This is a genomic window from Rhizobium cauense, assembly GCF_019511525.1.
In the GTDB taxonomy this organism is placed as follows: Bacteria; Pseudomonadota; Alphaproteobacteria; order Rhizobiales; family Rhizobiaceae; genus Rhizobium; species Rhizobium cauense.
Window position 1 is genome coordinate 19,790 of record NZ_JAEUAT010000018.1, and the last position, 13,753, is coordinate 33,542.

Consider the following 13,753-nt stretch of genomic DNA (forward strand, 5'->3'; position numbering starts at 1 on the left):
GGGAAGCGGTAAAATGGTGCTGGAATTGCTGGTGGCGGCTGCAGTTTTCGCCTTGCTCATGACCGCTTCCATCGGAACGATGCTGACCTACTCGAAGCTGCCGGTGCATCATCGTCAGGACGAGACCAACACCGTTGTCCGGCTGGTCGCCAACATCTTCGTCGTGATGACCTCGCTCGTTTTCGGCCTGATGATCAATTCATCAAAGAACACCTTCGCCGAGATCGACAAGAACGTTCATGCCTTCGCAACCCAGATCATCCTTCTCGACCGAACCCTGCGCACCTATGGCCTCGAAGCCAGCGACACCCGTAAGCGGCTGGAACACTATGTTGAAAAGGCCCTGACCAATCCTGCACGCGCCGCCCCCGACCCTCTGGTCAAAAGCGACCGCACGAGCGAGTTCGCGCTCAATGCCGTCGGAGACAGTCTTGCGCTGATACGGCCATCCGACCCAGGGCATGTCGCACTCTGGAACGATGCCCGCCTGCAGTACCAGAGGATGGTCGAGCAGCGATGGGTGATCGTTGAACAGTCCGAGGGCGTCATTCCAAGGCCGCTCATCAGCATGCTGACGGCGTGGCTGACCTTGATCTTTGCCAGTTTCGGCTATCGTGCGCCGAGAAACATCATTGTCGTCATGATGTTTGCAATCTCCGCGCTTCTCATCTCCCTGTCGATCTTCGTCGTGCTGGATATGGACATCCCGTTCTCTGGCTGGATCCAGATTTCCGACACGCCTCTTCGCCGCGCGCTTGCCGAACTTCAGCAATAGCAACGCCGAAAATTCCGTGCCGTCGTCAATGAGACGGCACGGCATACTGTGGACTGGGCCTAGCGAACGGCAACCGTCGGCCAGTCGATGAGATCCGCCTTGGCGCCGGCAAGCGTATCGCGGCTGCGGGAAACAACGTCGTGTGGGAAGCCAAGTGGTATGGCGCTGGCGTTATCGAGACGCCGGATCTGCTCTTCGGTGAGCGTCACGTCGAGCGCTGCGAGGTTGTCGGAAAGCTGCGCTACCGTGCGCGGCCCGATGATCGGTAGCGTGCCCTTGTGCAACACCCAGGCGATGGCGATCTGCCCCGCAGGCACACCGGTTTCCTCGGCGATTGCCAGAACCGTATCGACCGTAGCAGTTTTGCGCGCATCGCTTTCGGAGTGGATGACAGCGCCAAGCCCCTGCTGGCGGCCGGTTTCGCCCTTGCGGTACTTGCCGGTCAGCAGCCCGCCACCGAGCGGCGACCAGCCGACGGTGCCAAGTCCAAAAGCCGCCGCCATTGGCAGAAGTTCGCGTTCGGCCGTGCGCTCGACCAGGCTGTATTCCAACTGCAGAGCCGACAGCGGCGCCCAGCCGCGCAGTTCGGCAAGGGTTGCGCCTGTTGCGACCCGCCACGCCGGGAAGTCGGAAAGGCCGGCATAGAGGATCTTGCCCGAGCGGACGAGATCGTCGAAGCCGCGCATGATCTCGTCGATTGGCGTCACGGCATCGGGCATGTGTGCCCAGAGAAGATCAATGCGATCGGTGCCGAGCCGCTTCAGGCTTGCTTCCACCGACTGCACCATCGCCTTGCGGCTGTTGCCGGTGCCCTGCAGGCCCGCCTTGTAACGGTCGCCGAGCGCGAACTTGGTAGCGACGACGATGTCGTCACGGTCGGTGGCAATGAATTCGCCCAGCATCGTTTCCGACTGGCCGAATTGATACTGGTCTGCCGTGTCGACGAAGTTGCCGCCGGCGCTGCGGTAGCCATCAAATACGACCTTGGCCTCGTCACGGCTTGAACCGTAGCCCCAGCCCGTTCCGAAGTTGCCCGTACCAAGTGCCATGCTGGAGACGCGAAGGCCGGTTCGGCCAAAGATCCTGTAGCGCATTGTGATTGCCTTCCTTGCTTCCTTTACAATTTAAATGACGATCGTCATTCATTTGCATTTAAATGACGAACGTCATATAAATTGTCAAGCTCAAATGATGAGAGACTAAAATGCGTCCAACCAAGGAACAGGCGAGCCAGAACCGCCAACGCATCATCGACACCGCCGGCAGGCTGTTTCGCGAGAAGGGAATTCATGCCGTCGGCGTCGACGAAGTGATGAAGGGTGCCGGACTGACCCATGGCGGCTTTTACGGCCACTTCAAATCGAAAGGCGATCTCGCGGCCGAAGCCGTCGGCCACGCACTGCAGGAGAGCCTTCGCTCCGAGCCGGAGTACGCTACGCTCGGCGCCCTCGCAAAGAACTATCTGTCGAAGGCTCATCGCGATGCGGCCGAGAGCGGCTGCACGGTCGCGGCTCTGGGTCCTGAAATCGCCCGCCTTCCGAAAGGACAGCGCGGCGCCATCGCCGATTATGTCCGCACACGCATCGAGCAGGTCGAGCAGATCCAGGCGAAGCAGGGGGCAACGGTCGATCGCGGCAAGGCCATAGCCGATCTCTCAAGCCTTGTCGGCGCCCTCGTCATGGCGCGGGCCGTCGATGATCCCGCCCTCTCGGACGAAATTCTCGCACAGACGATCCGCGTCCTGGACGAGCAGAGTTAGGAACTTTGCACTTGGCGCGGCATTGATTAGTTCAGGAAAGCTTACAGATATCAGTACGACCGGCGCTCGCCGGCAGCCTACCCTCAAGTCGCTGGAATCGCATGACAACGCAGCAGATTCTCGCCTTCGGCGTTATCGGCCTGATGATGGCAGTCTTCATCTGGGACCGGTTTCGCTATGATCTGGTGGCCTGCTGCGCGCTGGTGCTCGCCGTGGCCGTTGGGATCGTTCCATTTGACAAGGCATTCTCGGGTTTCAGTGATGACATCGTCATCATCGTCGGCAGCGCCCTCATTGTCAGTGCCGGCGTGGCGCGCTCCGGGATCGTCGACACGGCAATCAAGCGCTTCTTTCCGAATCTGAACAACCCGCATTCGCAGCTGGCCCTTCTCCTTATCGTCGTCGCGGTTCTGTCGGCCTTCATCAAGAACATCGGCGCGCTTGCGATCATGATCCCGGTTGCCTTCCAGTTTGCCCGCAAGACCGGGAGATCCCCTTCGCTCTACCTGATGCCCATGAGCTTCGCAGCCCTCCTCGGTGGGCTGATGACCCAGATCGGCACCTCTCCGAACATCGTGGTCTCGCGGCTTCGGGGCGAAATCACCGGCGAGCCCTTTACCATGTTCGACTTCACGCCCGTTGGCGCGACGCTTACTCTGGTCGGCATCGTCTTTCTGATCTTCTTCCACTGGCTCGTTCCGGAGCGGCAGAACGAGAATCCCTCGCTCGAGGAAGCGCTGGACCTGAAGAACTACTTCTCCGAAGCAACCGTGGTCGAAGGTTCAGGCTTCGAAGGCAAGAAGCTCAACGAGATCCTGCAGCTCGGGGATGGCGAAGTGGTCGCAACCGCGATCCTGCGCGGGCATTCCCGCCTCTCGCCCTTCCCTGACATCCTGCTGAAGGCTGGCGACACGATCTTGCTGGAGGGGCGGCCCGAAGCGCTCGACCGGGTTGTCTCGAACGCTAAACTCAAGCTTGCCGGCAAGCCGATACCGGAGGCGAAGGACGAGGGAGACGTCACCTCCATTGAAGCTGTCGTCTCATCGGAATCAATGTTGATCGGTTGGTCGGCGCGCCAACTCTCGCTGTGGAACCGCCGCCGGATCAACCTCCTTGCCGTCAGCCGCCACGGCCACCGACTGACGGAGCGGTTGAGCGAAGTCACGCTGCGGGCCGGCGATGTGCTTGTGCTGCAGGGCAGTCGCCGAAACCTGCCAGCCTTCCTGCAGGAATTCTCCTGTCTTCCCCTGGCACAGCGAGACATCATGCTCGGTACGCCGCGCAGAGCCTACGTCCCGTTGATAATCCTCGCGGCGGCGATGGGTATAACGGCAGCGGGAATGGTCCCGGTTTCAATTGCCTTCTTCTGTGCCGCCCTTGCAATGGTCGTCTTCCGCGTGATTCCGCTTGCCGAGGTCTACAAGGCTGTCGACGGACCGATCCTGATCATGCTGGCGGCCCTGATCCCCGTCTCCGATACATTGCGAACGACGGGCGGCAGTGACCTGATTGCCGGATGGCTCGGCCACTTCGCGGCCCAGATGCCACCCTTCGGGGCATTGGCGCTGATCCTCCTCACCGCCATGGCGGTGACACCGTTCCTCAACAATGCCGCGACGGTCCTGGTCATGGCGCCGATCGCGGCAAGCTTCGCCCAGACACTGGGATACAGACCTGAAGCGTTCCTGATGGCGGTCGCCATTGGTGCCGGTTGCGATTTCCTGACGCCGATCGGCCACCAGTGCAATACGCTTGTCTTCGGCCCGGGCGGCTACCGCTTCAGCGATTACCCCCGTCTCGGCTTGCCGCTTTCCTTCATCATCGTCCTCGTCAGCGTGCCTGTCCTGCTCTACGTCTGGCCTGTCCATTGACGCGATCGCCCATTTTCCTTGACGCGCGCGGTCGAATATGGCCTTAAGGCCAGCCAAACGGGCAATTGACGGATCAACGGGGGCAGTGCCCTTTTCCGACCGGTTTCCTGATCCAGTTATCTGCATTCTTTCCGGCCGAACGTCGCTTTCTCAGGAAAAGCCGTCCGGCATTCATTTGACGGGCACATAAAAATGACAGCTTCCGGCGTCCGCGTCCGCATTGCTCCCTCGCCGACCGGCGAGCCGCATGTCGGCACTGCATATATCGCACTCTTCAACTATCTTTTCGCCAAGAAGAACGGCGGCGAGTTCATCCTGCGCATCGAAGACACCGATGCCACGCGCTCGACCCCGGAATTCGAGACGAAGGTATTGGACGCGCTGAAATGGTGCGGCCTTGAATGGAAGGAAGGCCCTGACATCGGCGGCCCCTACGGCCCCTACCGTCAGTCCGACCGCAAGGACATCTACACGCCTTACGGCCAGGAACTGCTCGACAAGGGCCATGCCTTCCGCTGTTTCTGCACGCCCGAGCGTCTGGAAAAGATGCGCGAAGAGCAGCGCGCCGCCGCCAAGGCGCCGAAGTATGACGGCCTTTGCCTGAAATACTCCGCCGAAGAGGTCAGCGCCAAGATGGCTGCTGGCGAAGGCTCGGTCATCCGCATGAAGATCCCGACCGAGGGCTCCTGCGACTTCACCGACGGCGTCTACGGCGATGTCAGCATTCCGTGGGATTCGGTCGACATGCAGGTCCTGATCAAGGGCGACGGCATGCCGACCTACCACATGGCGAATGTCATCGACGATCATCTGATGAAGATCACCCATGTCGCCCGCGGCGAAGAGTGGTTGGCTTCGGTACCGAAGCACATCCTGCTTTACCGCTATTTCGGTTGGGAACAGCCGGTGTTCATGCATCTGTCCCTGATGCGCAATGCCGACAAGTCGAAGCTCTCGAAGCGCAAGAACCCGACGTCGATCTCCTACTACTCCGCTCTCGGCTATATCCCCGAAGCGCTGATGAACTTCCTCGGCCTGTTCTTCGTGCAGATCGCCGAAGGCGAAGAGCTGCTTGATATGGATCAGCTTTCCGAAAAGTTCGACCCCGAGAACCTTTCCAAGGCAGGCGCCATCTTCGACATCCAGAAGCTCGACTGGCTGAACGGCCGCTGGATCCGCGAGAAGCTGTCGGAAGAAGAATTCCAGGCCCGCGTCCTCGATTGGGCGATGGAAAACGACCGTCTGAAGGCCGGCCTCCGCCTGTCGCAGTCACGCATTTCAAAGCTCGGCGAGTTGCCGGAGCTGGCAGGCTTCCTGCTGAAGTCCGATCTCGGCCTCGACCCGTCGGCCTTCGCCAAGATCAAGTCGCCGCCGGAAGAGATCCTCGAGATCCTCAACACCGTTCAGCCGGATCTCGAAAAGATCCTCGAATGGAACGTCGAGACGATCGAAGCCGAGTTGCGCGCCATTGCCGACCGCATGGGGAAGAAGCTGAAGGTCATCGTGGCGCCGCTCTTCGTTGCCGTATCAGGCTCGTCGCGCTCGCTGCCGCTCTTCGACTCGATGGCGATCCTCGGCCGCTCGGTCGTGCGCCAGAGGCTGAAATTGGCCTCTCAGGCAGTCGCCTCCCTCGTCGGCCCGAAGAACTGAACCGGACGTTTGCATCATGACTGAAAAGACCGAAACAGCGACCCTTTCCTCCGACGCGACAGAAGTCCGCGCGCAGAAGCTCAAGCTGCTGCGCGAGCAGATCGGCGACGTCTATCCGGCGCATTTCCACCGGACCATGACCAATGGCGAGCTGGCTGAAAAGTACAAGGATCTCGATTCCGACGTCGAGACGCAGGATGTCGTGACCGTCGCCGGCCGCGTATACTCCTCCCGCAACTCCGGCATGTTCATGGATATCCATGACGCCTCGGGCAAGATCCAGATCTTCAGCCACAAGGACGTGACGCCCGAAGAAGCTCGCAACATGCTCGGCATGATCGACATCGGTGACATCATCGGCGTGACCGGCACCGTGCGTCGCACCAAGCGCGGCGAGCTGTCGATCAACGCCCGCGAAATCACCATGCTGACCAAGTCGCTGCTTCCCATGCCGGAGAAGTGGCATGGCGTTTCCGACATCGAGATCCGCTATCGCAAACGCCACCTCGACATCATGACCAACGAGGAATCGAAGCTCCGTTTCCAGCAGCGCTCGAAGATCGTCTCCGGTATCCGTCGCTTCATGGAAAACGACGGCTTCATGGAAGTCGAAACGCCGATGCTGCACTCCGTCTATGGCGGTGCCACGGCAGACCCATTCAAGACGCACCACAACACGCTGAAGCAGGACATGTACCTGCGCATCGCGCCGGAGCTGTTCCTGAAGCGCACGCTGGTATCCGGGCTCACCGACAAAGTGTTCGAGATCAACCGCAACTTCCGCAACGAAGGCGTGTCGACCCGGCACAATCCTGAATTCACGATGATGGAATGCTACTGGGCCTATGCCGACTACGAGGACATCATGGACCTCGTGGAGCGGATGTTCGCGGAGCTGGCAACCAAGATCCACGGTTCGACAGAGTTCAGCTACGGCGACAAGCAGCTCTCCTTCAAGGGCCCGTTCAAGCGCGTGCCGATGCCCGACGCCGTCAAGGAAGTGACAGGCATCGACTTCCTCGCCATGAAAACCGATGAGGAAACCCGAACAGCCGCCAAGGCTGCCGGCTTCGCGGTCGAGAAGGACTGGACCTGGGGCGAATGCCTTGCCTTCATCTTCGAAGAGAAGGTCGAGGCGACGCTCATCCAGCCATCACACGTCACGCATTTCCCGAAGGACATCTCGCCCTTTGCCAAGGAAGTGCCGGGCGAGCCGCGCCTCGTCGAGCGCTTCGAGACCTACTGCAACGCCTGGGAACTCGGCAACGCCTTCTCCGAACTCAACGATCCGGAAGAACAGCGCCGCCGCATGGTCGAGCAGCTGGAGCAGGCGCACGCTCGTGGCGAAAAGGAAAAGCAGCTGGACGATGAATTCCTCGATGCGATCGACCAGGGCATGCCGCCCGCCGGCGGTCTCGGCATCGGCGTCGACCGCCTGATCATGCTGCTTACCAACGCTCCGTCGATCCGTGACGTCATTCTCTTCCCGGCTCGCCGCGCCAAGGCGGACTGATCCGAACCTACCGAATGCAAAAATAAAGGCGGCGGCCCGAATGGCCGGCCGCCTTTTTTCTTTTGGAGCAGTTAGTGACCGGCGGCCGGTGCGGCTTTCTCCGCTGCGGCTGCCTCAGCAGGCGCCGAACCATGTTCGCCGCCTTCCGCCGGCTTCGCATCTTCCGTCTTTTCTGCCTTCTTGCCTTCGCCCTCCCCGCCCTTGGTGGCGGCTACGGCGATCGGGTCGATGCAATCCGAATAGTCCTTGAAGGATGCGTTCAGCGCTGTGATCTCGTCTTCGGGAAGATCGACACGCTCTCCGAAGAACAACCCGTTGGCAGCAGCGGTTCCGTCGTAGTAGCGGGCCGTGTAGGTCTTGGCTTCTTCGCTCTCGAGGATGGGATCGGGGTGCGGAATATAGACGACGTCGGCGCCGATCGCGCGACCTCGAATGTCTGAGCGCAGCGTGGGTCCGTTGGTATCGAGAACCACGACCTGCACGAGATCGGGCTTCTGCGCGTCATAGATGGCCTTGGCCACGCGGAGCGCGGTTTTGACCCTCGTCATGCCGTCGGTCGGCTCGGTCTTGATATACTTACGAATCCAGACGCGGTTCTGCCTCTTGATCGTGACAAGATTGACATCTGTGCAGGAGAGGCCATTCGCCGCTTCCGCGGAAGGCCCGAGGATCTTGTCTTTGCCGATATAAAGCGCGGCACCGCCGGAGACGCCCCCGAGGAGGGCGACGCCAGCGATGATAAACACCAATTTCCGGGAAGGCCGGAAGATGCGCAGTAGGGCCTTCACGCCAACTGCTCCGCCATTAACAAGCTCCAACGCGATACGAGTGGTTTTGACGCTAGAGAAATGACGTTTCCGAATACTTAAATACGCAGCCCAAGTTTGCGTCAGTATGGGATTAGTACCAAAAAAGGTCCAAGCTTTCCCGATGCTTGCCAATGTCCTCGCGGCCATGCTCTAACGGCGCATGGCCTTCACGCTTCGCCAGATTCAATATTTTGTCGCCGTCGCCGAGCAGGGCTCGGTAACGCGGGCCGCGCAGAACCTGTCGATCTCTCAATCCTCGGTTACGGAGGCTCTCAAAGAGCTGGAAACCGACCTTGGCGTCGAGCTTTTCGAGCGTCATCCACGCGGTCTGACGATCACGCACAACGGCCACCAGTTCCTGCGCCACGCAACAAAGATCCTGGCAAGTGTTTCGGATGCCCGCACCAGCTTCTCCGGCAAGCAGAACGAATTGTCGGGCAAGCTCAACATCGGCGTCACGTCGCTGGTCGCCGGCTATGTCCTCTCCGATCTCCTGGCCCGCTATCGCCGCGCCTGCCCAGGCGTCGAAGTCAGCGCGATCGAGGACAATGGCGGCTATCTCGAACACCTGCTCGTCGGCGGCGAACTGGATGTGGCGGTCATGGTGATTTCCAACCTGCGCGACCGCATGGCCTTGCAGGCAGAAATCCTGGAGACTTCGCCCTACCGGCTGTGGCTGCCGATGGGCCACCCGCTGGTCTCCGCCGACATCATCTCCGTCGCCGACATCGCCCGCGAACCGTTGATCATGCTGACGGTCGACGAAATCGAGGAAAACACCGGCAAGCTGCTTTCGGCGCTGGGCGCGCGGCCGCATGTCGCTTTCCGCACTCGCTCGGTGGAAGCGGTCCGCAGCCTGGTCGCCACCGGCGCCGGTGTGGCGCTGCTGCCCGATCTCGTCTATCGCCCCTGGTCGCTGGAAGGTGACCGCATCGAGAGCCGCGACGTGTCCGGCTCGCTCCCCGTCGTGCAGGTCGGCATGGTCTGGCGCAAGGGCTCAAGCCTGCCGCAAGCGGCACGCGATTTCGTTGGCATCGCCGAAGCGCTGCGATCCGGTCGGCCCCGTTAAGTATTCACTCACGATATCGGAAATTCCGATATCGGCTTTCTGATAAATGAATTTGCGAAACCGGAAAATTCGGCGCACTTTTTCAACCGGGAACATAACGCCACGAAAAGTGGCACAACCGGGAGACATCAGATGAAATATCTTCTGAAAACGTGCACGGTTGCGATCGCGAGCCTGAGCTTCGTGACGCAAGTGGTAGCCGCAGAACCCTTGAAGGCGCTGGGCAAGGGCGAAGGTGCAGTCAGCATCGTGGCCTGGGCCGGCTATATCGAGCGCGGCGAGACTGACAAGAGCTACGACTGGGTCACCGCGTTCGAAAAGGAAACCGGTTGCAAGGTGTCCGTCAAGACTGCGGCGACGTCTGACGAAATGGTCTCCTTGATGAACGAAGGCGGCTTCGACCTCGTCACTGCCTCGGGCGACGCATCGCTCCGCCTGATTGCCGGCAAGCGTGTCCAGCCGATCAACACCGATCTCATTCCGAGCTTCAAGAACGTCGACAAGCGCCTGCAGAACGCCCCATGGTACACCGTGAAGGACGTTCACTACGGCGTTCCCTATCTCTGGGGACCGAACGTGCTGATGTATAATACCGACGCTTTCAAGGATAAGGCACCAACCAGCTGGAAGGTTGTGTTTGAAGAGGAAACGCTGCCTGACGGCAAGTCGAACAAGGGCCGGGTGCAGGCCTATGACGGACCGATCTATGTTGCAGACGCTGCGCTCTACCTGATGGCCCACAAGCCGGAACTCGGCATCAAGGATCCCTACGAGCTCAACGAGGACCAGTACAAGGCGGCTCTCGATCTGTTGCGCGGCCAGCGCAAGCTCGTCTCCCGCTACTGGCACGACGCGATGATCCAGATCGACGACTTCAAGAACGAAGGCGTCGTAGCCTCCGGCTCCTGGCCCTTCCAGGTTAACCTGATGCAGGCTGACAAACAGAAGATCGCATCCACCTTCCCGGAAGAAGGGACGACCGGCTGGGCCGATACCACGATGCTGCACGCTGACAGCGAACATCCGAACTGCGCCTACATGTGGATGGAGCATTCGCTGCAGGCCAAGGTCCAGGGGGATGCCGCTGCCTGGTTTGGCGCCGTTCCCTCTGTTCCGGCCGCCTGCAAGGGCAACGAGCTGATGACGGACACCGGTTGCGCCACGAACGGCTATGATCACTTCGACAAGATCAAGTTCTGGAAAACGCCGACAGCCAAGTGCACGACGCAGAGCGAATGCGTTCCCTATCATCGCTGGGTCTCTGACTACATCGGCGTAATCGGCGGAAGATAACATCGTCCGCAACCTCTCCTTCTCCCCGCCGGGGAGAAGACGCCCTGCGAGGGCAGACGAGGGGGCAACCGAGCAAAAGAGCGAACGTCAGCGCGGGGGCGCGATGACGGAACGCCGGGTTGTCCCCTCGTTCGAGCCTTCAGGGCCACCTTCTTCCCGCTGCGAAGAAGATAAAACAAACATTACATCCCGGAGCTTACCATGACCCCCGCCGTCCGTTTCCAAAAGGTCTCGCGCCATTTTGGCCAGGTCCGCGCCGTCGATAGCGTCGATCTCGAAATTGCGCCCGGCGAGTTCTTCGCCATGCTCGGCCCTTCCGGCTCCGGCAAGACGACATGCCTGCGCCTGATCGCAGGCTTCGAACAGCCGACGGGCGGTCACATCGAAATCTTTGGTGAAACGGCCGAGGGCATTCCGCCTTATCGTCGCAACGTCAACACCGTCTTCCAGGACTACGCGCTCTTCCCTCACCTCAACATCCTCGACAACGTCGCCTACGGGCTGATGGTCAAGGGTGTGGGCAAGACCGAACGCACCAAAGCGGCCGAGCAGGCGCTGGAGCTCGTGAAGCTGCCCGGCTACGGTGCACGCAAGCCCGGACAGCTGTCGGGCGGCCAGCGGCAGCGCGTGGCACTCGCCCGCGCACTCGTCAACAAGCCGAAAGTCCTTCTCCTCGACGAACCACTCGGTGCACTCGATCTGAAGCTCCGCGAACAGATGCAGGAGGAGCTGAAGAGCCTGCAGCGCGCACTCGGCATTACCTTCATCTTCGTCACCCACGATCAGGGTGAGGCGCTGTCGATGGCCGACCGCGTCGCCGTCTTTAACAATGGCGGCATCGTCCAGGAGGGCACGCCGCACGATATCTATCGCCGCCCGAAAACTCGTTTCGTCGCCGATTTTGTCGGCTCCTCCAATGTCATTGCGCCCGACCTGATGACCGCGCTCGGCGGCGAAAAACGCTGGGCGAGCCTCCGTCCTGAAGCGATCCATGTCGCGGGCGACGGCGTCGAGGCGCGCGTCGAAAATGCGAGCTTCCTGGGGGCTGCAACCCGTCTGACGGTCGCCGCCAAGGGCACGCGCCTGCACGTGATGCTGCCTGCCGGCGCCAACGTGCCTGATGTCGGCGCGCACGTCCGCCTCGCCTGGCAGTCCGTCGATGTGCACTACATGGATGACGCAGCATGACCGCCATTGCTCTGACAAAGCCGGCCGAACTGCGCGAGACGTCGATCCTGCCCGGTCGCGGCGGTTTCTTCGGCGGGCTGTCCGACGCCTTCTGGCGGCACCCGAAGCTGCTGCTTTTCTTGATGCTCACGCCGCCCCTGCTGTGGCTCGGCATCATCTATATCGGCTCGCTGATTGCGCTGCTCCTGCAGAGCTTCTTCTCGATCGACGATTTCTCCGGCCTGGTGAACTATGAGTTCACGCTGGCGACTTACGCGCAGCTCCTCAGCCCGACGAATTTCGACATCATCATCCGCACGATCATCATGGCGGCGCTGGTGACGCTGGCCTCAGCCGTCGTCGCCTTTCCGATCGCCTATTATGCAGCCCGCTATGCGCAGGGCAAATGGAAGGCGCTGTTCTATCTCGGCGTCATGCTGCCGCTGTGGTCCAGCTATCTCGTGAAGATCTATGCGTGGAAGCTCATCCTCGCGAAGGAAGGCATCCTGACCTGGATCTTCGACAAGCTGCACCTGTCCTGGCTGCTCGACGGTGTCCTCGGCCTGCCCGTCATCGGCGGCAACTCGCTGTCGGTCAGCTATCTCGGCACCTTCCTCGTCTTCGTCTATGTCTGGCTGCCTTACATGATCCTGCCGACACAGGCTGCACTTGAACGCGTGCCCGGCAACCTCATCGAGGCCTCGTCCGACCTCGGTGCAACGCCGAGCCAGACCTTCCGCACGGTTCTGTTCCCGCTGGCGCTGCCCGGCATCGTCGCCGGCTCGATCTTCACGTTCTCGCTGACACTAGGCGACTACATCATCCCGCAGATCATCGGCTCGTCGCGTCTCTTCATCGGTCAGGCGGTCTATGCCCAGCAGGGCACCGCAGGCAACGTGCCGCTCGCGGCCGCCTTCTCCGTCGTCCCGATCGTCATCATGGCCATCTATCTCTGGCTAGCCAAGAAACAGGGGGCCTTCGATGCGCTCTGATCGTTCACAGCGTTCGCCGCTGCTCCTGAAAGTCGCCGCAGCCGGTGGCCTGCTCTTCCTGCATCTGCCGATCCTTTTGATCTTCGTCTATGCCTTCACGACTGAGGAGAAGAGCTATCAATGGCCGCCCCCCGGCCTGACGACGCAATGGTTCGCCGTTGCCTGGAACCGCCCCGATGTTTGGTCGGCTCTCGGCCTGTCCGTTCAGGTCGCAAGCATCGCGACTGTAGTCGCACTGGTGCTCGGCACGCTTTGCGCCGCGGCGATCAGCCAGACGAAGTTCTTCGGCCGGGAAGCGATCTCGCTCTTGGTTATCCTGCCCATCGCCCTGCCCGGCATCATCACCGGCATCGCGCTGCGCTCCGCCTTCAGCCTCTTCGATATTCCGTTCTCGGTCTGGACGATCGTGCTTGGCCACGCGACGTTCTGCGTCGTCGTCGTCTACAACAACGCAGTCGCCCGCTTCCGCCGCACCTCCGGTTCGCTGATCGAAGCGTCGATGGATCTTGGGGCCGACGGCTTCCAGACCTTCCGCCACGTCATCCTGCCGAACATCGGCACGGCGCTTCTGGCCGGCGGCATGCTCGCCTTCGCGCTGTCCTTCGACGAGGTCATCGTCACGACGTTCACCGGTGGACAGCAATCGACGCTGCCGATCTGGATGCTCGAGGAACTCATTCGCCCGCGCCAGCGACCGGTCACCAACGTGGTCGCGATGGTCGTCGTGCTCGTCACTTTCCTGCCGATCCTGGCAGCCTACTACCTCACCCGCGACGGCGACCAGGTCGCCGGAGCCGGCAAATAAACGGACGCGGGATACCCCCCATCCCGCCCCATCAAAGACAAGGGAGAACA

At 60.9% G+C, this 13,753-nt stretch carries 12 protein-coding genes; 10 read left to right on the forward strand and 2 right to left on the reverse strand.

Annotation, left to right across the window (positions count from 1 at the left end):
- Nucleotides 1–13 precede the first annotated feature (13 nt).
- Nucleotides 14–775: a bestrophin-like domain gene (locus tag JNB88_RS25935; protein WP_037133374.1), complete on the forward strand. Its 762-nt coding sequence runs from the start codon at nucleotides 14–16 to the stop codon at nucleotides 773–775.
- Nucleotides 776–834: 59 nt separating this feature from the next.
- On the opposite strand, the gene JNB88_RS25940 is transcribed toward JNB88_RS25935, so the two are convergent.
- Nucleotides 835–1,869 carry an aldo/keto reductase gene (locus tag JNB88_RS25940; protein ID WP_220357965.1) on the reverse strand — a complete coding sequence of 345 codons (1,035 nt, stop codon included), beginning with the start codon at nucleotides 1,867–1,869 and terminating at the stop codon, nucleotides 835–837.
- Between the two features lie 110 nt (nucleotides 1,870–1,979).
- Between JNB88_RS25940 and JNB88_RS25945 the strand changes: the two genes are divergently transcribed.
- The 4 genes from JNB88_RS25945 (at nucleotide 1,980) to lysS (ending at nucleotide 7,568) form a co-directional block, all read left to right on the forward strand.
- On the forward strand, nucleotides 1,980–2,534 hold the full coding sequence (locus JNB88_RS25945; RefSeq protein WP_220357966.1) for a TetR/AcrR family transcriptional regulator: 555 nt from the start codon (nucleotides 1,980–1,982) through the stop codon (nucleotides 2,532–2,534).
- Nucleotides 2,535–2,635: 101 nt separating this feature from the next.
- Complete coding sequence (locus JNB88_RS25950; protein ID WP_220357967.1) at nucleotides 2,636–4,405, forward strand: SLC13 family permease; 1,770 nt, start codon at nucleotides 2,636–2,638, stop codon at nucleotides 4,403–4,405.
- Nucleotides 4,406–4,597: 192 nt separating this feature from the next.
- On the forward strand, nucleotides 4,598–6,055 hold the full coding sequence (gltX, locus tag JNB88_RS25955; RefSeq protein WP_220357968.1) for a glutamate--tRNA ligase: 1,458 nt from the start codon (nucleotides 4,598–4,600) through the stop codon (nucleotides 6,053–6,055).
- A 16-nt stretch (nucleotides 6,056–6,071) separates the two neighbouring features.
- Nucleotides 6,072–7,568: a lysine--tRNA ligase gene (gene lysS, locus JNB88_RS25960; protein WP_220357969.1), complete on the forward strand. Its 1,497-nt coding sequence runs from the start codon at nucleotides 6,072–6,074 to the stop codon at nucleotides 7,566–7,568.
- 71 nt (nucleotides 7,569–7,639) lie between these two features.
- Here the strand turns inward: lysS and JNB88_RS25965 are convergent, their stop codons facing one another.
- Nucleotides 7,640–8,356 (reverse strand): hypothetical protein, encoded by a 717-nt coding sequence (locus tag JNB88_RS25965; protein ID WP_220357970.1) that lies wholly within the window; start codon nucleotides 8,354–8,356, stop codon nucleotides 7,640–7,642.
- A 181-nt stretch (nucleotides 8,357–8,537) separates the two neighbouring features.
- Between JNB88_RS25965 and JNB88_RS25970 the strand changes: the two genes are divergently transcribed.
- From JNB88_RS25970 to JNB88_RS25990, 5 genes are all read left to right on the forward strand, one after another.
- Nucleotides 8,538–9,446 carry a LysR family transcriptional regulator gene (locus tag JNB88_RS25970; protein WP_016556965.1) on the forward strand — a complete coding sequence of 303 codons (909 nt, stop codon included), beginning with the start codon at nucleotides 8,538–8,540 and terminating at the stop codon, nucleotides 9,444–9,446.
- Between the two features lie 132 nt (nucleotides 9,447–9,578).
- A complete protein-coding gene (locus tag JNB88_RS25975; RefSeq protein WP_220357971.1) occupies nucleotides 9,579–10,739 on the forward strand; it encodes an ABC transporter substrate-binding protein in 1,161 nt (386 codons plus the stop codon).
- Nucleotides 10,740–10,940: 201 nt separating this feature from the next.
- Nucleotides 10,941–11,927 carry an ABC transporter ATP-binding protein gene (locus tag JNB88_RS25980; RefSeq protein WP_220357972.1) on the forward strand — a complete coding sequence of 329 codons (987 nt, stop codon included), beginning with the start codon at nucleotides 10,941–10,943 and terminating at the stop codon, nucleotides 11,925–11,927.
- Nucleotides 11,924–12,898, forward strand: coding sequence for an ABC transporter permease (locus tag JNB88_RS25985; RefSeq protein ID WP_220357973.1), 975 nt, complete (start codon nucleotides 11,924–11,926; stop codon nucleotides 12,896–12,898). The genes JNB88_RS25980 and JNB88_RS25985 overlap by 4 nt, the downstream gene beginning before the upstream one ends.
- Complete coding sequence (locus JNB88_RS25990) at nucleotides 12,888–13,703, forward strand: ABC transporter permease (protein ID WP_037133358.1); 816 nt, start codon at nucleotides 12,888–12,890, stop codon at nucleotides 13,701–13,703. Before JNB88_RS25985 ends, JNB88_RS25990 begins: the two co-directional genes overlap by 11 nt.
- The last annotated feature ends 50 nt before the right edge of the window (nucleotides 13,704–13,753 follow it).